Origin of the sequence: Chryseobacterium gotjawalense, assembly GCF_030012525.1 — a bacterium.
GTDB lineage: Bacteria > Bacteroidota > Bacteroidia > Flavobacteriales > Weeksellaceae > Kaistella > Kaistella gotjawalense.
The window spans coordinates 2,745,362-2,767,952 of the sequence record NZ_CP124855.1 but is presented as its reverse complement, the minus strand read 5'-3'; the positions used below and the strand labels follow the sequence as shown (position 1 = coordinate 2,767,952).

General features: G+C 31.5%; 21 protein-coding genes and 1 riboswitch. Of the genes, 6 read left to right on the top strand and 15 right to left on the bottom strand.

Annotated elements, in window-relative coordinates:
• The first annotated feature begins 121 nt into the window (after positions 1-121).
• Positions 122-388, top strand: coding sequence for a transposase (locus QGN23_RS12690; RefSeq protein ID WP_282904626.1), 267 nt, complete (start codon positions 122-124; stop codon positions 386-388).
• Positions 382-1,200 (top strand): IS3 family transposase, encoded by an 819-nt coding sequence (locus QGN23_RS12685; RefSeq protein WP_282904633.1) that lies wholly within the window; start codon positions 382-384, stop codon positions 1,198-1,200. Before QGN23_RS12690 ends, QGN23_RS12685 begins: the two co-directional genes overlap by 7 nt.
• A gap of 524 nt (positions 1,201-1,724) precedes the next feature.
• On the opposite strand, the gene QGN23_RS12680 is transcribed toward QGN23_RS12685, so the two are convergent.
• The 13 genes from QGN23_RS12680 to QGN23_RS12620 all read right to left on the bottom strand — a co-directional run bounded on the left by QGN23_RS12680 (position 1,725) and on the right by QGN23_RS12620 (position 15,198).
• The gene (locus QGN23_RS12680; protein ID WP_282904632.1) at positions 1,725-2,285 is read right to left on the bottom strand and encodes a hypothetical protein; all 561 of its coding nucleotides are present in this window, start codon (positions 2,283-2,285) and stop codon (positions 1,725-1,727) included.
• Between the two features lie 356 nt (positions 2,286-2,641).
• A complete protein-coding gene (locus tag QGN23_RS12675; protein WP_282904631.1) occupies positions 2,642-3,451 on the bottom strand; it encodes a hypothetical protein in 810 nt (269 codons plus the stop codon).
• A gap of 42 nt (positions 3,452-3,493) precedes the next feature.
• Positions 3,494-3,721, bottom strand: coding sequence for a hypothetical protein (locus tag QGN23_RS12670; RefSeq protein WP_282904630.1), 228 nt, complete (start codon positions 3,719-3,721; stop codon positions 3,494-3,496).
• A gap of 102 nt (positions 3,722-3,823) precedes the next feature.
• Positions 3,824-4,045, bottom strand: a complete 222-nt coding sequence (locus QGN23_RS12665) for a hypothetical protein (protein WP_282904629.1) — start codon at positions 4,043-4,045, stop codon at positions 3,824-3,826.
• A 172-nt stretch (positions 4,046-4,217) separates the two neighbouring features.
• The gene (locus QGN23_RS12660; RefSeq protein WP_282904628.1) at positions 4,218-9,662 is read right to left on the bottom strand and encodes an NACHT domain-containing protein; all 5,445 of its coding nucleotides are present in this window, start codon (positions 9,660-9,662) and stop codon (positions 4,218-4,220) included.
• Positions 9,649-10,467: an IS3 family transposase gene (locus QGN23_RS12655; protein WP_282904627.1), complete on the bottom strand. Its 819-nt coding sequence runs from the start codon at positions 10,465-10,467 to the stop codon at positions 9,649-9,651. Before QGN23_RS12655 ends, QGN23_RS12660 begins: the two co-directional genes overlap by 14 nt.
• On the bottom strand, positions 10,461-10,727 hold the full coding sequence (locus QGN23_RS12650) for a transposase (protein ID WP_282904626.1): 267 nt from the start codon (positions 10,725-10,727) through the stop codon (positions 10,461-10,463). The genes QGN23_RS12655 and QGN23_RS12650 overlap by 7 nt, the downstream gene beginning before the upstream one ends.
• A 21-nt stretch (positions 10,728-10,748) precedes the next feature.
• Positions 10,749-11,381, bottom strand: a complete 633-nt coding sequence (locus QGN23_RS12645; protein WP_282904625.1) for a hypothetical protein — start codon at positions 11,379-11,381, stop codon at positions 10,749-10,751.
• 145 nt (positions 11,382-11,526) lie between these two features.
• Positions 11,527-12,537 carry a nucleotidyl transferase AbiEii/AbiGii toxin family protein gene (locus QGN23_RS12640; RefSeq protein ID WP_282904624.1) on the bottom strand — a complete coding sequence of 337 codons (1,011 nt, stop codon included), beginning with the start codon at positions 12,535-12,537 and terminating at the stop codon, positions 11,527-11,529.
• 1 nt (position 12,538) lies between these two features.
• Positions 12,539-13,138 (bottom strand): DUF6088 family protein, encoded by a 600-nt coding sequence (locus QGN23_RS12635; protein WP_282904623.1) that lies wholly within the window; start codon positions 13,136-13,138, stop codon positions 12,539-12,541.
• 339 nt (positions 13,139-13,477) lie between these two features.
• The gene (locus QGN23_RS12630) at positions 13,478-14,737 is read right to left on the bottom strand and encodes a hypothetical protein (RefSeq protein ID WP_282904622.1); all 1,260 of its coding nucleotides are present in this window, start codon (positions 14,735-14,737) and stop codon (positions 13,478-13,480) included.
• 55 nt (positions 14,738-14,792) lie between these two features.
• The gene (locus tag QGN23_RS12625) at positions 14,793-14,945 is read right to left on the bottom strand and encodes a hypothetical protein (RefSeq protein WP_282904621.1); all 153 of its coding nucleotides are present in this window, start codon (positions 14,943-14,945) and stop codon (positions 14,793-14,795) included.
• A 79-nt stretch (positions 14,946-15,024) separates the two neighbouring features.
• Positions 15,025-15,198 (bottom strand): hypothetical protein, encoded by a 174-nt coding sequence (locus QGN23_RS12620; RefSeq protein WP_282904620.1) that lies wholly within the window; start codon positions 15,196-15,198, stop codon positions 15,025-15,027.
• 205 nt (positions 15,199-15,403) lie between these two features.
• Between QGN23_RS12620 and QGN23_RS12615 the strand changes: the two genes are divergently transcribed.
• Entirely contained in the window at positions 15,404-15,748 is a 345-nt protein-coding gene (locus QGN23_RS12615; protein WP_282904619.1) for a helix-turn-helix domain-containing protein, read from the top strand.
• Positions 15,717-16,310: an ImmA/IrrE family metallo-endopeptidase gene (locus QGN23_RS12610; RefSeq protein WP_282904618.1), complete on the top strand. Its 594-nt coding sequence runs from the start codon at positions 15,717-15,719 to the stop codon at positions 16,308-16,310. The genes QGN23_RS12615 and QGN23_RS12610 overlap by 32 nt, the downstream gene beginning before the upstream one ends.
• A 93-nt stretch (positions 16,311-16,403) precedes the next feature.
• Here QGN23_RS12610 and QGN23_RS12605 read toward each other — a convergent pair whose 3' ends face one another.
• Positions 16,404-16,916, bottom strand: a complete 513-nt coding sequence (locus tag QGN23_RS12605; RefSeq protein WP_282904617.1) for a hypothetical protein — start codon at positions 16,914-16,916, stop codon at positions 16,404-16,406.
• Positions 16,916-18,409 carry a hypothetical protein gene (locus QGN23_RS12600; protein WP_282904616.1) on the bottom strand — a complete coding sequence of 498 codons (1,494 nt, stop codon included), beginning with the start codon at positions 18,407-18,409 and terminating at the stop codon, positions 16,916-16,918. Before QGN23_RS12600 ends, QGN23_RS12605 begins: the two co-directional genes overlap by 1 nt.
• 247 nt (positions 18,410-18,656) lie before the next feature.
• Here QGN23_RS12600 and QGN23_RS12595 point away from each other — a divergent pair, with 247 nt between their 5' ends.
• Together QGN23_RS12595 and QGN23_RS12590 are read left to right on the top strand one after the other, a co-directional pair.
• Positions 18,657-20,354 carry an AraC family transcriptional regulator gene (locus tag QGN23_RS12595; protein ID WP_282904615.1) on the top strand — a complete coding sequence of 566 codons (1,698 nt, stop codon included), beginning with the start codon at positions 18,657-18,659 and terminating at the stop codon, positions 20,352-20,354.
• Positions 20,331-20,524: riboswitch (cobalamin riboswitch) on the top strand. It overlaps the preceding gene by 24 nt.
• Positions 20,525-20,624: 100 nt before the next feature.
• Positions 20,625-22,532: a TonB-dependent receptor plug domain-containing protein gene (locus tag QGN23_RS12590; RefSeq protein ID WP_282904614.1), complete on the top strand. Its 1,908-nt coding sequence runs from the start codon at positions 20,625-20,627 to the stop codon at positions 22,530-22,532.
• The last annotated feature ends 59 nt before the right edge of the window (positions 22,533-22,591 follow it).

Genomic DNA, 22,591 nt, shown 5'->3' with positions numbered 1-22,591 from the left:
AGTAAAGTTTAATTCCTATTAAGATTACGAGAATACCCATTGTACTCAAAGAAATGGTACATGGCTTCTTTTTTTGGACAGATTAAAATTAGAGTATTAATTTTAACGTCAAGAAAAAACAATGAAAAAATCAAGATTTACGGAGGCCCAGATTTTAAAGGTGCTCCAGACCCAGCAAGAAGGTAAAAAAGTGGCAGAGATCTGCCGGGAGTTTGGGATTTCCGAGCAGACGTTTTATAACTGGAAGAGCAAATACGGCGGCATGACCCTCTCGGAACTCCAGCGTGTTAAGGAGCTGGAATCGGAAAATGCCCGCCTTAAGCGTATTGTTGCAGACCAGCAACTGTCCATCGATATTTTGAAGGAGATCAACGCAAAAAAGTGGTGACACCTTATCAAAAAGAGCGCTGTATTGCTTACCTGCAGGAGATAAAACCGGATGTAAGTTATGCTAAGGTGTGCCGCGTAATGGGACGCTCACGAACTTCAAAATATTATGAAAAGCGAATGCCGCCGAAGGATGAAAAGCTGAAAGGAGCCATCACATCAATATTGGGAACCAGCAGATTGGGACGCAAGAAAGTCATTGTGAAAGTGAAGAGGAAATTTCCTGAGTTCGGTGCTTCTCAAATCCGACGCGTGTATCAGAAGTATGGTTTTTCGCTTTACAGAAGAATGAAGAGAAAACGCTTCGACAATCCTGCCAATCCCATTTCTGTCCCGTTGGAGCAGAATGAGGAATGGGCAATGGACTTTATGAGTGATGCACTGGCAAGAGGTTCACGGTTCCGGACCCTGAATATTATTGATCAGTATAACAGAAAATGCCTGGACATTGATATTCGCACCTCGATGCCCTCCAGAGCGGTAATAACGTTTTTGGAGCGTGTTATCGAGAAGCATGGCAAACCCAAGGGTATCCGCACCGATAACGGTTCGGAGTTCACCTCGGGTCTGTTCCAGACGTGGCTGCATGAGAATAATATCGAATGGATCAAAATCCAGAAAGGAAAACCACAGCAGAACGCCATCATCGAGCGGTTCAACAAAACCTACCGGGAAGACATTCTGGATGCGCATTTATTTTTCTCACAGCAGCAGGTGAAGCAGCTTACTGCGGTGTGGATTGAGGATTATAACAATGAAAGACCGCATGAGGCACTGAACTTTAAAACCCCGGCGGAATATGAAGCAGCGTAAGGTTTTATTAAGGCATGAGCTTCTGAAATATTGTTCAGAAAAAAGCACCGCAAAAAGCAGTGCTCCTGAAAATTATATTTCGTCGGCCAACTTATCCCTGTCAGGTTGCTCCTCAGCAGCGCCTGATTCCGTTTCGGTTGGCAAGTGCAAATTTCAAATGAAAAAACTATATTTACAAACTGTCGAAAAAGTAGACCACTTACCAAATGGCACTGTAATCTTTATGTTTAATAATAAAGATTGAAAAATACCAAATAAAAATAAAAATAATTAGTGGTAGAAAAATCTCAACATTCAATATTTTCGTATTCCGCAAAAATATTACAATTAAACTTAGCACTATTAATAGTGAGCTTTTATTATTATATATCATAAATAAAGTTATTATTATCTTGTTCTTCTACATTCTACATAATCATAATCACATAATTGTTTATTTGCGTCATAGTTAATTTGTGCAGCTGCAACACAAGCGCCTGCTAAAGCAACTCCTATAGGTGCAGCACCCCCAAAAGTTCCCGCAGCTATACCAATACACCTGCAACACAGCCTGTTACAATTATAATGTAATTACCATATGCAGATTGCTTGCAAGCAGATCTTCGACCTGCACAAAACTCAACATCCCCATTACCGCCGCTATCATCATAATAATCTTCTTCAAATGGATTAGATTCTGGTCCCGAAAAATTAGATGTTATTTCATTGATTGCATCTTGTATAATTATAGTTTTCTGATTTTGACTAAGAGATTTAAAATCGAAATCATTTGATAATTTTTGATTTAGTTGAATCAGATCATTTTGGAAATTATTAAAGTCTGTAGCATCTTGAAATCCCAAATTAATGAAAAGTAATTTCCTATCATTATTTGAAAGAGAAGTTTTATTCGATATTTTTTTTAATTCTGTGAAATTTTTATTTTTATTTAGATTTGAAATTAGAATTTTACTAATTTCTTGAAAGTTTTTATTTCTTGCTAAAGTTTTAGCAGTTGGTGTAATTTGTGAATCTACTTCTGATCTGCAAGAATTATTTAATTGAATAAGAATAAAAAAAAATACAATCGTTAAAATTTTTTTCATAATATAATATTGAAGTTAACCTACTTTCATGAACTTTAACGTCGCTGTTTCGGTTTGTCCGACGGATGGTAAAAAATTATTCAACTGTAATTTACTTAATATATCGCTACTTTAATTTCAAATTGTGTGAATCAAAGTTCCGCCATTGATTTTTGCAACTCTTTTGTTTAAATTTTCTGCCAACTACAGATAAAATTATTTTTTTCATAATAAAAAGGTTGTTTCCGATTTTCTAAAAGCTAAGTTGGAAACATTTCCTTAGCACTAAAGTTAAAAATTAAATTTAAATACACTTTATCTAAAATCTATCCTTCTTGCATTGTACACTACAATAGAACAGATGCTAAATCTTTTTTTTATTTACTACACTTACCATGTATTTTAAGAGCAGGAATGATGCTGTTTTTTTGGTCTACATTTTCTATATATGGCTTTAGATCCCAGTCTCCGTAATTAGATTTTCTCACGAACATTTTACCAGATGATTTATGAGGTTGAGTGTATAAGAATATTTTATTTGCGAATTTTTCACTTTTTGTGTATGTATTTTCAACCCAGATAATGGAAATGTATATCGCGTTTCCTTTTTCAATATAGATTTCGTCTATTAATTGTAAAATATTATTTTTTCCTAACTTTTCAATTGCGAGAACATAATTAGATGCATTTATTTTTTCTCCTATTTTTCCATTTTCATCATGGTAAATATCTACTAATAAATACCCCTTGCTACTTGAGGATTTCTTAAATGGTATTGAAACATTATCAATCAAACAATTAGCATTCTGGCTTTTAATCTCAACAGCAAATTCTCTATTTTGGTCAATTATGATTGTATTTTTAGAACTTTTATATCCTAATTCTGTATCAATTTTTAAATTATTATTTGAAATATTGATTTCAGAAATTTGAATAAATTTTGGAGTCAGTTTAACAATACCGGTTTTTAATGTAATTTTCTTTACTTCATATCCGGCAGACGAAATTATTACACTTTCTTTTGGAAATGTTGCGAAATTGTATTTACCCAAAGAATCGGTAACATATAAATGATCACTATCCATTATTTTACAAAAAGAGATAGGTCTGTGATCAAGACTATCAATAATGATTATTTCTTGACTTTTTATAAATATGGATAAGAAAATTAAAATTAGTTTTTTCATTATATAGAAATTTTAAAAGCAGGTGCTTGCACCTGCTTTTAATTAACAAGATGCCCAACCGCCTGTAGCTTCATGCTGAATTTTAATCCAGAAAATGTAAACATCTTCATATATAGCTCTTTCATAATTTCCTGGAGAAGTCTCTAAACACGGACCATAGCTTTCTTCAAGCCCAAAACCTTTTGCTTCCATTTGGGATGGCAAAAGAGTGAATAATAATGTTAATGCTAACGCCATAGATGGCAATAGTAATTTAATTGTTTTTTTCATAGTTTAAAAAATTTTGATATTAAAAAATTGAGTTACATATATCTAAAATCTAGCTTTATTTGCATTGTACACTACAAAATCCAGCAGATGATAAATCTTTTTTTATGGTTTTATTTTCCAACCAGTTCCCTTTACTGGCGGATCTTTGGTTTCATCATCAAAAGACGACAAAGAATCTTTTTTTGAAGCAGCATCCTTAGCTGTTCTGGACATAATTTCATTTTCTTTCGTAGAAAAAGATTCGTTGATTTCCTCATGCTCCCTACAAGAAATCATACATAAGCCGATAAGCACAGTCAACGTGCAAATTATTTTTAGTTTCATTTTTATTTTTTTTCTAAAAATCCCTCCGATACAGAATCTAAATATTGGTTTATTCATGGTATGTAATGCAGTTCGAGGTGTACAAAAGTGGTACTAATTATAAAGCAAAACAATAAAAATATCTCCGTCAATAAATAAACAATCATATAATCATTTGAAAAAAAATTATAAGTTATATTTCTAATAAGAATTTTTCAAAACTCTCCTTTTTGTCATATTTACTTCCTCGTTCTAACCGGTTCTTTTTAATAGATTTATGTTTTACAAAAGCACCAATTTTACAGTTTCTTTTTTCGATAAATTCTTTCAAATAAGACTTTTTTACCATTAAAAACCCACCATATCCAAGAGGTTCATCAAAAGGTGTGACATCTTTAAAATCTTCTAAAAAGTCACCCCAAAAGGCAACAATTTCTGATGTTCTTTTGTATACAATTTGATTTGATGATATATCAAGATTCAAATCTTTAGAAATTTGATTTGACAAGAGAAAGATTCCTTTTTTCATTCTAAAGTAATTCCACATATTATTAGTTTGATTAGCTAACGGAGAGATTAAAGGAACTAATTCTGAGGAACTATCATGAGGTTCAAGAAACTCTAACTCACAATCCATTAATCCATATTGAAATGGAATCGAAGTAGGATTATACCACATACCTACATCGGAAAGTTTTTCATGGATTTCTTTTTCATTATTTTTTTCGATAAAATTTTCATCACAACCAAATAATGTTGTTTCAATTTCATAGAAATTTGATTTTCGATCTTCAGAATTATTCTTTACAGGAAAAGAATAGTTAAAATAAATTGGTATGTATTCGTTATTTTCTTCAAATAAATTTGAGTACATTTCTCTTAAGTTTTCAATCTCAAATATATTGTTTATTGAAAATTTAGTTAACCAATTTGGTTTATTGACTGTGTTTATATCCCATAAAGAATAATCTACAGGTAAGTTCATTATTGTAAGCCTTAAAATAGCCGCTATTTCTATTAAATCAAATTTATAGAGAGCGTCAATTAGTCTAAAAAAAGTAGATTTAAGAATATCAGCAAAAATTGTAGACCTACCTGTCATATAATTATGTTCGGAGTTTTTAAAATCCTCGTCAGAATTCCTATTATAATTTAGGTTTCTGATTTCACATTCATCTTCATACATATTACACCAAACATTCCATATTTTAAATTGATCTGTTGCTTTTGATTGAAGAAAATCTATATTATCTAAATATTTTAAAGGTAAGTTTCTACCAATCAACTTATTAAATTTTTCTTCTGTGAGGTTTGTTTTTCCGGAACTAATTGTAGTAACAATTGGTTCAGAAAATCTTAAATCTAAATTGAGTTTACTTGAAATTTTCATCAACAATAGATCGGTAGCCATACATCTAATAGACAATAGATTATCTAAAATGGATTGCGTGAAATGTTTATAGGTTTCTGAATCAACCTTCGCAAGTGATTTAATTAAAATCAGCAATCCTTCACAAACTCTACTTTCGAGTTCTTCCTCAAATAAGTAATTAAAAAAACCGCTATGGAATTCACCCGTAACATCCTGTATAAGAAGATCAGCCATCTTCTCTCCTGCTATACCTCGAACTATTGGACTAATCCAAGTTAATCTTGATATTAAAATATCAAAATTTGTTATTATTAATGGATTAATGAAGTGTTCAGGCACTTCTAGTTCAACATTGGGAAAAATAGTAGGAAGAATATCCAAATAATATTGAGTAATTTTTTCAGCTTTCTCCAAATTATCTATATCAGCAAAGAATTGGTTTGAATATGGAATTGGTATGCCGAAATTTTTTTCTTGCCCATAATGAAGTCCAACATTCGCAACTGTTTTAAAATAGAAATCATCAATTCTTTCTGGAAAATCATTTTCAATTTTTTTCCATCGAATTTGTGACTCTTCCACTCTTCTTGAAAACATACTCCAACCACCACCGTTAGAATGCGCCCACGTAATACACTCGTAAGCAAATTCTTTATCATATTCAAATGCAAAAGGATAGATTATATCAAGTAAATCTGAAGAAACTTTTGAGTAATCGCCATTAATTATTTTCTTTATCTCAATTAAACTCTCTTTGGTATTCAAGTTTTGTGATAGTCGAGATTGAAACCATGTAAGTAAAAGACTTGAAATACCATAATCAACAAATCTAATTTTATAATCTATTTCTTTTTCAATATGATCCTTGATTTTTTTAGGTAAAATTGCAACTAATTTTGTATCAGTTTGAGATTTCTCTTCTTTTTTCTTTACTTCTTGCGATAAATCATAGTTAAACTTTGTTTGCAATTCCCACAAAATAGGAATCACATCTGGTTTTTCATTTGAAAATTTCATAAGAGTTTCAAAGTGAGGATCTATCGCTGTACCACCAATCGCTTTTGCTAATGAGTCACTATAATCAAGAGTATATAATATATCATCAAAGCAATTCTCAATGTCATAATACTCGCGTTTTTTGATGTAATAGAAATATTGATTGTATAATAATTGAGGATTAACCTTTGAGATTAAACCACACAGCTTTCCCATGAAATGATTCGTTTCGTCTCCATCTGTAAGTTTTTCAATATTAAAAACATAGAGGAAAATCTGTTTTATAAATTCATTTCCTTTTTTTGAACCAGATTTTACACAAACTTCTATACTTTCTATAATTTGATATAGAAGCATATCTTTATGATTTCCATAAGCTAATATGCTTTTCGCTGCCTCACTGATTAGAATTTTGGCATGACTACGATCATTATTTTTCAGCGCAAAAATTGCTAATTCAGATAGTCTTTGTGCTTTCTCATTGAAAGGAATAATTTCTTCTAAACTATATCTTGCTTCGTTTTGTATGAAGGAATTAAAATCATTTTCTTCAACAAAAACCATTTTAGAATTTATGACTCCATGTAAAGATTTACGATTATAAGATTTCCAATTATTTAAAAACTCTAAATCGTTTAGATTAAGTTCATACTGCATTCCGTTGAAACGATTAACAGTAGCCGCTAGCCAAAGAGTACTATTAATTATTTTAGGGATCGTTTCCTTTTCATAATCATAAATATCCCGATTTTCTGCAAAGTCCAATTTAGAAAGTTCAATTAATGGTAAAAGTGCTGATTTGATTTCTAAATGTTTTTTAGAATCGTAATATGTTCGAATTATTTCACCGATTTTTAAAACCGAATTATAGAATAGGATTAACCATTCTTCATTTTTATCTTTTGAAACATTTAGAAAATAATCTACCTCCTTATTAAGAAATGAAGAAATAAGATTGTGTTCGAATTGTTTAGTTATTGGGTGAATTTCGGAAGAGAAGTAAGCCACTTTTTTTGGAAACAATTCAAATGGTATAATTTTTAATTCTGAATTGTAACTCAAATTGAAGAGCTTACAATATAAACCTCTCAAAATGTCTTCTTCTTTTACAAGTTTAAATATTAATTTCTCGTATTTTGATACTCTTTTAATCACATCATCAAAAATTAAACTTTTGCCTATTGATTTTTTTTCTTCGGGATTAAGTTTTAGGTTTACGATTTTTGAGATTATTTGTTCAGATTCTTTTATTTTCAGAACTTCATTGATATAATACCCGAATAAAAATGCTGATTTTTTTTCTTTTCTAAATTGTTTAATAAAATTAAAAACTTTATTAACATGATTTTCAGTATGGCAAAGTACTTCTATCCAATATTTAACCAGTTGTTCTGAATCTTCATCATTTGTTTGTAGCAGTTCATTAATACGATTAATCGCATCTTCGGGAATCTCTGAAATTTTTCCTTTTTTTAATAATTCAATTAATATTTCCTTTAATTGATAACCAGTTAAGTCTGAAAAGTCAGGGTAAGACAAGGGCAAATCTTTTGTCATTGTAAATGAAGTAACCCAAATTGTTGCCAACGTATCTCCTAAATTGTACTCTCTATTTCTAAAAACGTTGAGTATTGTTGAGAAATAAATTACCTTCTCAAAAGATTTAAGTTCAAAAGATGCCTTTGAGGCAATGTAAAGAGTATTTTCAATTATTACCTCATTTTTTCCTTTTAGATAATATTTTATAATCCAATCATTATTAATTGACAACAAGAGCTCTGGTTTACCCAAATAATACTGAATCTTGGGAAGCTCAGACCAGCAAAGTTCTTTCTGATTGTCTTCTCTCAACCATTTTTCAAGTTCCTTGTAGAGACTAATTTGTTGTATTCTCAATTCTGGTTGCTTGAGGACGAAGACTAAAAAACTGTTATGGAATACTGATATTCCCTGTAGGTCAAATCTAAATAAATGACGAATTTGGGTAAAGCTTTCAACTATCTTGTGAGGCTTTATGTCTAGATTTGAAACCAATGAGTACAATTGTTCTTCTTGTAACTTGAACTCAAGAGTTGTAAGAGCAAAGGATATCGTTTTTGAAACCTCAGGCAACCTCCTCCAGAGTACTTGATAATATTCTTCAATTTCACCATTATATGAAGGAATGTTATCTAAGTCATAGGCTGACAAATGCATTTTTTGATTTTTGATTTCTGTAAGGACATATCTTAAATGAAGAGGATTTCCTTGAGTTAATTTTTGAATTTTTGAAATAATTGTCTCATAATAACTTCCATATGTTTCTTCTTGCTTAGGAAAAGTTTTGTTGACAATGGATTTAATACTTTGACGATTTAAACCTTTAATTTCTATCCATTCATTTTTGGGAGCATATTGATGAATTGCATTTGGAAAACAATCTATCGCCATTTCTTGCGTTCCAATTAATAACCAAAATCCTTTTTGTGGATATAGTATTTCATTAAGAAAATCAATAAGTTGTCTTTGGCTATTACCTTCCCTAATTACATGGTCAAGACCATCAATAATCAAAATGAAAGGAATATTGGAGTCTCTACTATAATTTGAAATTTGATCAATAAACTCTTTTAATTGGATGTGAGAGGTATTTTGTTCTCCTAACGATTCTATTACTGAATTTTTTTGCTTCTTGAATTCAGCTTTCAGCCCTTCTATAACCCTTTCTGAGTTTAATCTTTCTTGAAAAGATAAATCTTTAGGATTCAGATGGTAATGATGTCGAAAAACAAGACATCCCTTCTTTTGTAAAATACTATATAATTTAGAAAGATATGTGCTTTTCCCGGAGCCCGGTTTACCTATAAATACTTTTATTCCGCCCTTTAGATTTTGTAATTCATCAATGATTTCTTGATGAATACTTTTATCAAAAAATTGAAAATCAGATGGAACAACGAAATTTTGATTTAAAGGTCTTGGATTATCCCACGATAACCTTGATCTTATTTCGTTAAGAGTAATGATTTGAGGGTATTTATCTGAACCTTGTTGAGCAATATACAGTAGTAAGGGTAAGTGGTCTACTTTTTCGACAGTTTGTAAATATAGTTTTTTCATTTGAAATTTGCACTTGCCAACCGAAACGGAATCAGGCGCTGCTGAGGAGCAACCTGACAGGGATAAGTTGGCCGACGAAATATAATTTTCAGGAGCACTGCTTTTTGCGGTGCTTTTTTCTGAACAATATTTCAGAAGCTCATGCCTTAATAAAACCTTACGCTGCTTCATATTCCGCCGGGGTTTTAAAGTTCAGTGCCTCATGCGGTCTTTCATTGTTATAATCCTCAATCCACACCGCAGTAAGCTGCTTCACCTGCTGCTGTGAGAAAAATAAATGCGCATCCAGAATGTCTTCCCGGTAGGTTTTGTTGAACCGCTCGATGATGGCGTTCTGCTGTGGTTTTCCTTTCTGGATTTTGATCCATTCGATATTATTCTCATGCAGCCACGTCTGGAACAGACCCGAGGTGAACTCCGAACCGTTATCGGTGCGGATACCCTTGGGTTTGCCATGCTTCTCGATAACACGCTCCAAAAACGTTATTACCGCTCTGGAGGGCATCGAGGTGCGAATATCAATGCCCAGGCATTTTCTGTTATACTGATCAATAATATTCAGGGTCCGGAACCGTGAACCTCTTGCCAGTGCATCACTCATAAAGTCCATTGCCCATTCCTCATTCTGCTCCAACGGGACAGAAATGGGATTGGCAGGATTGTCGAAGCGTTTTCTCTTCATTCTTCTGTAAAGCGAAAAACCATACTTCTGATACACGCGTCGGATTTGAGAAGCACCGAACTCAGGAAATTTCCTCTTCACTTTCACAATGACTTTCTTGCGTCCCAATCTGCTGGTTCCCAATATTGATGTGATGGCTCCTTTCAGCTTTTCATCCTTCGGCGGCATTCGCTTTTCATAATATTTTGAAGTTCGTGAGCGTCCCATTACGCGGCACACCTTAGCATAACTTACATCCGGTTTTATCTCCTGCAGGTAAGCAATACAGCGCTCTTTTTGATAAGGTGTCACCACTTTTTTGCGTTGATCTCCTTCAAAATATCGATGGACAGTTGCTGGTCTGCAACAATACGCTTAAGGCGGGCATTTTCCGATTCCAGCTCCTTAACACGCTGGAGTTCCGAGAGGGTCATGCCGCCGTATTTGCTCTTCCAGTTATAAAACGTCTGCTCGGAAATCCCAAACTCCCGGCAGATCTCTGCCACTTTTTTACCTTCTTGCTGGGTCTGGAGCACCTTTAAAATCTGGGCCTCCGTAAATCTTGATTTTTTCATTGTTTTTTCTTGACGTTAAAATTAATACTCTAATTTTAATCTGTCCAAAAAAAGAAGCCATGTACCTAAGCTGTCAACACCAGCTTTAGTAACTTTTAAATCCTTATATAAAACTTGTCGAAGTTCTTCCTCAAAAGAATTCTTGCTAGGTTGATTAAATTTAAAGTTAAAGTTATCAAAAAAAGATTTTAGTAAAAGTTGCGAATATCCTTGTTCTTCTAACTTTAGGACTAAATCAGCATTATGGGTTTTTATTTTTTCTAAATTAAAATGATTGTCTTTAAAACTTTTCTTAAGAATAATATCTAATTGACCATTTGTAATTAATGAACAAATCCGATTATTTTCCTTCAAAGCAAAAAATGATTTCATCCATTTTAAAAGTCCTTTATTTATTAACTCGTCAGAATCCCAAAAATCTGATTCAGGGTTTTGTTTATGCTTAATCTGATAATACTCTACACTGCCATTTTTACGAGTTGCTGTTACATCATCAAGAGCAAATCCTTTTATTCCCAAATCAACAGGAACGAATTGAATTTTTATTTCAGAATATTTATCTGGATTACGTAACCAATCAATGCATAATCTTAAAACAAATAAATCTTCGTATGAATAGCCGCTTCGAATTGAACTGTTTGGATTGATTCTCATTTTTATTAATTATGTCATACACTTTTTAATAATTTCGTTTTCATTCCCGATTTCAAAAACAAGTAGAAATCAATAGAAAATTACCTTATATAGAATTACTCCAAGATAAGAATATTTTAGATAACTATTTCAGGATCAGTTACCTCTAAAAAACAACCCATTCCAATTTATTAATTTCAGACTTTAGCTTTTCGAGTGTATCAATTATCTCAGAAAATTCAGGTCTGTGTTCACTATACAACATCTCTGATTTCATGGTTTCATAATCTTCTTCCCATTGCTTGATAATTGAATCCGGAGGAATTGGATTTATGGTTTGAGGATTGTGTAGTGAGTAATCAACACCAGCAACTTTGGTAAACTCAATTCTGTGATGTACAATAGTTTTATATAAATCCTCATCTTGTAGCGCTTTATCTTTAAACTCAGAATGATAAAGAGAGTAAATATCGTATAAATGTCTACTCAAACGATTTACTCTAATTTTATCATGTGGTTTCTGAAATTCTTCATGTAGTAAGAATATTTTCTCCAAAAATGTTCTCTCCGGATTAACAGAAGGTACAAGAAATTCATCAGATGAAAAATCTAGATCTTTATATTCCTGATCAACAAAAGAAGAAATCAAACAATTAGAAAAAGGTTCTTTTAATGACCTGCAACCTATTTCAATTTGTACTCGTGGATTCAAATATCCTTTGGTTTCAATGATGGAAGGATAGTAAATATTAATGATTCGTGGATCTTGATCTGATGACTGAACATTTTCAAGGGTAAATATAACATCTTCTGCAATGCCTTTATCTTCAAAACATTTCTGTAGCTTGGGATAAAATTCTTCAGCTACGAATTTTCCAGATTTCTTTCTAAGATTAGTTTTTCTTTTAGGGATTTCAGTAAAACCCAAAAATTCTCTATCAATTGCCAAATCAACATCTTCAGAAAACCTTTGAATTAGATTCCACGATTTACTTAATGATGTACCACCTTTGAAAACTAAGAACTCAGCTTCCTCCATGGCAAATATTATAGACAAGCTTTGCGTAACCCACCAATCTTTTTCCACAGCGAAGGGTGTAATTCCTTTCTTTTCTGCTATTTGATTGAATGCATTGATTCTTGTTTCTTCCGGTAAGCTCAGAAATTTATTTTTCATCTTATTTTGTTAAGGCTTTGCGCATAATAATTCTAATCCATTCGGGAGCTAATTTGATGTCATGTTCTAAACGGTATGGTTCTTCATTTTTTAAGTGATTTAAAATCGTTTGAATTTCATCATCTGTGACATTGTCTTTTCCTATTTCTTTTAAAGCCTGAATTACAATACCGCTGATATTCCCAATCGCAGCTAAATTTTTGGGACTTGCTTTTTTGAAAACAATTTTCCGATTTCCTACCTTGACAGTTCTAGCCGATCCGTCTGTATGATACACCAGATTCATTGGTATTTGTGAAGACAATCCAAGTTTATTAAGAGCCAAGACACCTGTTGGTATAATTCGAGCTTTGTCTCTTTTTCTTATAGATTCTGCAATCTTTTCTGCCGTCGGCAAAATCTCACCTAAATAGGGATCTTGCTCTAAAATAGAAAAAATACCTCTTGCAACTCGATAAACTTTCTTTCCATTAACCAAGCGCTCTAATACTTTGGAAACAGCTTTATAGTTCCCAAATGAAAGAAAATCTTCTGTATAAAAAAGCGAACCCCTCTTGGCTTTTTTTATTTTATCAAGTATTTTATTATCAATACTTTCCATGTTGTATTGTATATATTATTGTCGCAAATTTAGGAAATATTTGCGACAAAATTCAATTTAAATAAATAGTTTAATAATTCTTCTATAAATCCCTTTTCAGTTCATTATCAAAGAATCTTCGCTAATATTTTATACTCACAATTAATGGCGAAATTATTACTTATTTATTCATATTCAGAACACTAAATAATCGTTTTACAGTTTCCATTACGATGAACTTAATTTAGGGAATGAAAAGCATTACAATGAAATTATTCGAATTATAAACTGAGTGGATTACAAGATGTCTATTTTCATTCTCTTTACCAAAACAAATTTTTACGGAAATATGCTCATTCTCTATTTTCTTTCAATTAAAGATTCATAAAGTTTTTCTCTCCAATAATCTCTTGAAATTACATCATCATTTTCAAACAGTTCATCTATTTCTCTAAAAATTTCAAACAAATTAAATGTATTATCAACCGTCATCTTCATTAGTTTATTAAATACTGGTGCCTTGTATTTTTGAAATTCAGGTTTTCTAGCATTTTTAATTTTATTTGCTAAATGGAGTCTAACATCTTTAGGACTTTTTATTTCTGAAATTTTTGTTGCATCTTCTGAAACTTGCGTAATGAAAAAATCAATTAAATTAGGTAATTCTTTAATTTTTTCAAACACATTTTTGGTATTTCCTGTATGCTTATAGTTCAATAAATCAACAGGATAGGCAATATCTTCTTTTTTAACGCCTTTTGGTTTTAAATAGATCTCACTTTTTTTGTTTCCATCTTTATATTGGAGTTTGAATACGCCATTGAAAGAAACAGCATTTCTCTTAATTTCATCATTCTCTAATATTAGATTGAATGCTAAACTAAGGTTTTTGTCTATCTGTTTTTCATTAGATAAACTAAAAGAAGCATAAAGATTTGAATCGTCAACAACGTAATTATCAATATAAATTTCGTTTTTCGATTCCTTTACATATTTATTTAATGCAATCAAAGCTACAAATACAGAGAAGTTTAATCCAAAATCTTGATAATTATCTACTGATGTTACTGCTCTTAAATAAAATTTATTTTCTTCATTTTTATAAAGAAGTCTTAAACTTTTTTCATCATTATTATCTTTGTTTTTGTTTTTTAGATATTTCTTTATAACATCAATCAAATCTTCATACTCTTTATCTCTGCAATAGTTAGCAAACTTACTTAAATTATAGTAGTCTAACATATCTTGTTTTGCCGAATATGCTGTTTCAACTTCAAGTAAATCTGATTTATTCTTCTTGATTATTTCTTCATCTTGAATTTTAAAAACTTCAAATAAAGCTTTTTCATCTTCAAGCATTTTTTTGAGTTGTATATCTTTAACTTTTGCTTTTATATCCGTTTTTTTACATTGAGAATCTAATATCAGTAAAGATTCAACTAAAAATTTTGAGTTTCCTATTTGTAAAACTTCAATTGCTTCTTCCTCAATTTGAAATAAATTTACAAGTTCATTCTTAAAAATTTCTTGATTAGCTAATAATCTCAATAACTGCTTCTGTGTAATGTAATTTTCAGAAGAGTTTTCACTAAACTTTTTACTATGTTTTTCTAAAATCATAATTTTAAAATATATTTTGGTGTTAATAAAAGGGGCGTTTCACCCCTAAACGTTTTTAATTTACTTTTGATAATGAAGCTACACCAATAAGTAACAGCATTGCAAAAGCACCAATAGCTAAAACATTAGCATTTGAACCTTTTGCATGAATGCAACTATCTTTATAGCATAGACTTATACTATCATTTTTTTGTAAAAATCTTTGCATAAGCATTAATTTTAATATTGAACACTTTGTTTTTCACTTTTGGTCGAAAAACTTAACCAAGCACACTTTTAGTACATGCTTACTTTTCTTTGGTAATTCCTTTAAAAGGCTTCGGACTTGATGTTTTCACATCCATAAATCTGCCTGTATCAGAATCTCTCTTCGTCCAAAATCCTGTTTTAGGATTATGTACTTGAGTTCTGTCTTTTACAGCACCTTTTCTAGAATTGTCTTTTGGTGGATTTATTGCCATCGTTTTACAATTGTTTGGTTAAAAATTATTCTTTCAACTTCTCGACATGAAAGATTTGACGAAATCATTATATTTGTTCAACAAAAGTATTGTTTCATATATAATACAAATGTTTCTACAAAGAAACGAATTAAATTTGTTTTACCAAAGAAACATTTGTACTTTTGCTGAAACATTATTCACAATTAACTAAAAGTTATTAACAATGAGCACTTCATTAGATACTCAAAGATTTTCAGAAATGATTAAGTCAAAAAGAGGAAGTAAGGGTTTGAGAGTGCTTGCTTCCGAAATAGGAGTTAGTGCATCCACACTTTCACGAATTGAGCAAGGGAATTTACCTGATATCGATACTTATTTGAGATTATGTGACTGGTTAGAGGTTTCAACGGATTATTTTACTAATTCGAATTCAAGTCTTGAAGATGTACAAAACGAAGTTATAGCACATTTAAGAGCAGACAAAACCTTGCCTCCAACAACTTCCGAAGCTTTAATACAAATGATAAATTTAGCTTATGCCTCTGCAACAAAAGAAAGCCAAATATAAAAGAGGTTTTAAGAAATGGACAGATGAAAAAGTCATTGAATTAAGGAAGCAGTTAGGATTATATGCTTCCTCTCCTTTGTGCGCTTTTAAATTATGTGAATTTTTAAAGATTCCAATTTTTGAACCTTCTGCTGTTCAAGGACTGTCCGAAGAGTTTTTAAATGAGTTATTAGTAGATGGTTCTACACATTGGTCAGCAGCTACAATTCCATTAAATGAAGGAAAATATATAATTATTCACAACCCTACACATTCCCCAGCAAGGCAACAAAGTAATTTAATGCATGAAATAGCTCATATACTTTGTGGGCATAAGATACCTGAACAAGCAAAAAACACTGGATTATCAGGGTTCTTAAGAAATTTTAATGCAGAACATGAAGATGAAGCAGAATGGTTGGGTTCTTCTTTACAATTGCCAAGACCAGCTTTACTATATTCGTTAAAAAAAAGAATGACATTAAATGATATTGCAGAGCATTATAATTGTAGTTTAGAAATGGTTCAATATCGAATTAATATTACTGGTGTTAAACGGCAATTATCTTATTTGAAGAAATAAGATTTTCATAATTTATTATCTTATTTGTACTGCGAGTGTAAAGAAATTTCGAAATTTAAAATATAAAGGTTTCTTAAAAATCCCGTATACCACTTATTGACTACACAAAATTGGCCATCCAATATGTGCACGATGTAGTTGTTCTAAATAGGTTCTAAATAATTTTGAATTCTCTACTTCTGGAAAATTTGAAACTTCCAAATATTCAAACCACCATTTATAATTTTTTAATTCTTCAAATTCGAAGATATTTAGGCAACCTGTACCTTGACTTCCTATGAAATGTTCTTTGCAGCGTTGTCTGAGGTATGCTTGATGACCTGTATAAACCACATATCCGTTTTCTAAATCTTCTGGAATAATTAGGGATTGTAGTTTTAAGGATTCTTTTATCTTTTTTTGAAAATTATAATGTGCTTTGTCTTTTCTTTCTTCACCATATTTTGAAAGAATTTCAATAGGAGTATTTGTTTTTATTTGATAGATGCCAGATTTTCTTTCGAGCTGTATTGCTAACTCTTTAATTGAAATAAATGGTTTTATAGGAATGGAAAACCATTTTGATTCTAATTTTGGAATGAGGACTTCTAAGATTTTTTGGTTCATTATCGAGTCATTAGTTGTGAAATATTTACAGACTTATTAAATAAAAAGTAATACTTGTAAAAATCAGATTCTATCGTAATGCCTTCTTTATTACAAGAAATTTCATAAAATGATTGCAAGTTTGAAGCTTGTGTAGCATTTATTGCTAAGGTATGGTCTCTACCTTTCACATTGTTAACTATCTCGTAACAAACCATTTCATGAATTAATTTTGTTGTACTGATGTTTGTTACGCCCGGTGAAACATTGTGTAAAAACACATCATCTTCGACTGTTATAATGTATTCGTTTATTGTAGTAGTATTTTTTTGAAGTACTAATATTATTTTTTGATTTCTAGAAATAATTTTTTTAATACGAGGTTCTAATGTTTCACACTGTGTACGTAAACTCTCAACTAACAACAATATTTTTTCGACATCAACTTTATATATTTCACTGATTAGATCACTGTGAGACAAAGGATTTAGGAGCAAAGCAATGTAATCATCAATTAAATTTAAAATAGAATTATCTATATGTAATGACTCAAAAAACTTCTTAACAGAAATCATTTTATCATTTAATTTTTTCTTATCACTTCCATCGTCATTTTTAAATAGTTCTTTAGGTAGATAATTTTCTAAAATTTGTTCTAGTTCTTTCCTAAGATAATTCATAGACGCAGGGTAATCTGGAGGATATGAATTTTTATGTTGTAAAGCTTGTGCAAAAAATCCTTTAGAAGGAAAGTCTTTTGGGGAATAAATTCCCTCATCATTTTTCACTTGATACAATTCTCTAATCTTCCAAAATGAAGAGTTTCCTGAATATTCAATTCTCCTTTTCACCATATTAAAAAAGCTTCTTTCGTGCGTAAAAAGGTAGATCTTGTATTTAGGTGCAAAAACATTCAGAATTATATCCAAAACCTTATCCCGATTACTCATATCTAAACTGACCAACAAATCATCTAAAGCCAAAAATTTGCCTTCAAAATCTGGACGAATAAAATCTAAAAGCAAGGTAAAACGAACCGCTAACCCAATACTAGTCAATTTAGCTTCATTAAAGTATGACTGTGGTTTAGGAATTGGAGTAAATGTTCCGTCTTCTTTTTTAATTTCAATTTTTATTGAAATATGCGGTTCATTAAAACCTACAAAATTATACCATCTCTCTCTTTCTTTGTAAAATTGAGGAAATCCATTACTAAACTTTAACTTATTTTCATCTTTATATTCTAATGAAATTCTAATTTCCTTATCGCCAGTATTTTTAAAATTGTCTTCATAAAACTGATTAACTTCCGTATTAATTTCATTTATCCAATAAGAAATATCATCATTGAAAATAGAGATTCGTACGTCAAAATCACTTTGTAAAGTTTGACTTCTACTTAATTTAAAATAAGGGTCACGGAATATAAATGGTTGGTTATTTTTAATATCTTTTAATTCATCTGATAAAGTTTTTTCATTATTTCCTCTATTTGTTTTCAGGAAAGGAAACATATCTGTTGATTATTTATTTTGCTAATCTATCAGCACCTAACCATATCTGCAAAAAGTAGTGGGGTCGATTTATAAATCTTTACGTAAAGATTTATAAATTTTTACACAATTAGCATTCAACAATATCATTATCAATCATTTAAAAATACTTGTAAAATAGGATTATTTTAAAACCAGACTTACTTTATCAGTATAAATTGACTATTTTTGGAATATTAATCATCTGAAAAATGAACTAAAAAACACAATGGTTAGAAAAACTCTATTATTATTTATTCTTTTTATTCTTTCTCCATTTTCCTCACAAGAATATTATTCAGAATTACGCAAGAAATATTGGGAATATGATGTGCATGACGCAAGAGCATTTACCATTCTCGAACTTTATATTAGTTCTGCAAAAAAAGAAAAAAATTATGCCGAGCTGTACCAAGCTTATGCTGATGCCATAAGATATTCTTCGAACAAAAAAATTCAATATGCAGACAGTGCCATTGTCGCTGCTCAATTATCAGGAAACAAAGATCTAATAGGCAGTTCACATATCGAAAAAGGAGCAGTTTATTATTCTACGTACAGAAAGTTTCAGCCTGCTTTGGACGAATACCTTAAAGCATATCAATACACCAAAAATGCAGACGATCAATTTTTAAAATACCAAAATCTTTATCATATTGGCGTTGTTAAAAGTTACCTGGGCTATTATCACGAAGCATTAGAATTGTTTGAAGAATGTATTGCCTATTTCGAACCGAACACAAAAGCAAATATTCATAAAAATTTAATTCTGAACAATCAAAAAGGTTATCTCAACTCACTGCATCAAATAATTATTTGCTACCAAGCAATAGGAAATGACAAAGAAGCTGAAAAACGAATAAAAGAAGGCTTAAGAAAAACGCCAAAAGCTGATTTTTTTTATTTAGAGAAAAGTTATTTTGAAAAAGCTAAAGGAATTTCGGAATTTAAAAGAAAGAATTATGAGGGAGCTATTTCTGATTTCAATCAATCACTTCTAGGATTAAAGGAGAAAGATGATTTTACTTGGGCATCGGTTGTCCATTTTTATAGAGGTTTGAGTTATGCTCAATCAGGAAATCAAGAAAAAGCCATTGAAGATTATAAAAAAGTAGATTCTATTTTTAATCAACATCATTTCATACTGCCAGAAATCCGCAGGAATTATGAAGAACTCATTCAATATTATAAAAAACAGAATATCCCACAACAGGAATTGTATTATACGAAACAACTCTTAAAAACAGACCGTATCATTGCCAACGATTTCAAATATCTTTCTAGCCGTATACATAAAGATTACGATACCAAAACATTATTGCAAGCGAAAACAGATTTAGAAAACACGAATAATTTCGGTAAATATTTGCTGCTATTAAGTGCTTTTGTTATATTAATTTTGGGTTGTATTGTTTTTTACTGGCTCAAAAGAAAAAAAGAAATCCAGAAAAAATACGACGAATTGTTATTGAAAAGAAATACCTCTAAATCCGTAGAAAAAAATAACAGTACCGAAGAAATCCCTAACAAGAATTCTAAACTGGAACCAAAAATAATTCTGAATCTCAAGAAAAATTTCGCTGAATTTGAAAAGAACAAAGGCTTTCTGGAAAAAGGAATTACCTCCGTAAAACTGGCCACCCAATTCGGAACCAACACCAGCTATATCTCCCAGTTTATCAATGAGTTTAAAGAAAGTAATTTCAATACGTATATCAATAAACTAAGGATCAATTACGCCACAGAAAAAATGTATATTGACAAAGAATGGCGGAAATATTCTGTTGAAGACATCGCAAGTGCATGCGGTTTTAACAACAGACAGAGTTTTTCGAATATTTTCTACGAACAAACAGGCCTCCGCCCCAATGATTTCATAAAAATGAGAAAAGAAGAATCTGAGCGTTCAGAAGTTTTCGTGGTATAAAAAATAAACAATACCTTTGCCCTGCTTTTAGAAAAGGGAATTGTGTGCAAATCACAAACTGTCCCCGCAACTGTAAATCACCATTAGTGAAACTGCGATACAACCACTGAGCAATCGGGAAGGTGCAGTTTTGTGAAAGTCAGGAGACCTTACTGAAAGTATTATTATTAAACGCTTTCGGAGGAAGAGTCGTGAATTACTGAACTTTCAGTTCTGTTTTTTTACCTGCATTTTTTCCGATAAGTCATCTTTAACCTAATTATTTTTTAAATGAACAAAAAATTAATCCTGGTTGGAGCAATGCTTGTCGTAAGTACAACCGTTTTTGCCCAACAGGAATCTACCATCGAAGAAGTTACCATCGCTTCAAAAACACCACAACAACTTTACAAAACCGGAAAAAATGTAAAACTGATTTCCCAGGAGGATCTTCAGAAATACAAAGGTCAAAATGTAAACGATGTCCTCGACCAGGTAGCCGGAATTCAAATTACAGGAAATTTCAACAACGCTCAGGAGCCAAAATCAATGAAAATCCGCGGTGGAAAAAGCGCCAATGTTTTAATTTTAATTGATGGAATCCCTTTGAAAGACGTTACAGGAAATGATTACAACGCGGCTGACCTTCGGCTTTTGGCTTTAGAAAATGTAGAAAGCATCGAGGTTTTAAATGGTGCATCTTCCGTGTTGTACGGTTCAAATGCTACGGTTTCGGTCATCAATATTAAAACTAAATTTTCTTCAGTGGACAAAATTCAGGGAACTTTAGGCGCGAGAGCCGGTTCTTATGATACGTTTGCGCAAAATTTGGCTCTGCGCGGAAAACTCAGTCAGTTCAATTATCAGATTTCAGGATTTAATGAAAAATCCGAAGGTTTTTCTTCTGCTACAGGCGAAAATTTCGATAAAGACGGTTTCGAAAAACAAAACATTAATGCCAATTTTGGCTTTAAAACTGATAATTTCACGATTAATTTGAATGGAGGATGGAATCATCATTTGTTCGATTATGATGAAGGCGCTTTCACCGACGGAAAATACCGGGGAAATGATGAGCAGAGTTATGCCGGAGCAAATGCGAACTTTAAATACAACAAAGGTGAAATCACCTTCAATACAAGGTTTTCCGGAAATGAAAGATTAGGACAGAACTTCGTTTCAAACGGTTACCAGGATCAATTCAGTTATTCTGGAAGAACTTTTTTCTCAGAATTTTTTAATCACTATACCGTTTCTGATCACTTCAGTTTTATTGTAGGACTTCAATATGAAACACAAAAATTGGGCGCAAAATCTCTTCCATGGGGCGGAAATTCGATGCAGGATGATTTGATCATGAACGATACCAAAATCAATAATTTTGATGTTTTCGCAACGGCAAACATCAATTATGAAGGTTTAAATCTTGATCTTGGAAGCAGAATGACCGATCATTCCAAATTTGGAAATCATTTCGTGTACAATATCAATCCGTTTTATCTGCATGAAATGGAAAACACCTATTTTAAAGTTGGATACTCCTTTGCGACCGCTTTTATTGCCCCAACTCTTTACCAGAACTACGGTTCGCTTCCTTACACTTTGCCGAATTCCGATCTGAAACCTGAGCTCAATTCTTCACACGAAATCGATCTGAGTTTCGGAAAAAAAGACAGAAGTCTGAATGTTACCGCAAGCCTTTTCCAAAGACAGGAAAAAGAAGCTTTTGCTTACCAGACGGTTGATTTTGTAACCTATGCAGGGCAATTTAAAAATGTAGGAGACAATAAAGTAAAAGGTTTTGAAATCGCCGCAGATTATCGGTTCAGCGAAATGTTTAAACTGGGCGGAAATTTCAGTTTCGTGGAAAAAGAAAAAGAAGAAACCATGCTCCGTCAACCGAAACAAAGGGTGAATTCTTATCTTGAAGTATCGCCTTTTCCGACTACAAAAATTAATTTCGCTCATCAGTTTGTATCGAAAAGAGCTGATGCTTATTACGATTCCACTACTTTTTCCAACAAAAATGTGGAATTAGAAAGTTTCAATTTATTTAATTTAAATATCAATCAGAATATCATTAAAAACGTCGATGCTTTCGTAAATATCGGTAATCTTTTTAATACTTCTTATGTTGATGTAATTGGCTTTAATACCAAGGGAAGAAATTATACCGTTGGTGCTCAATATCAATTTTAAACAGATAAAAGACTTAAATCAACTTTGCCAAAGTTTCGAACTTTGGCAAAGTTGATTTG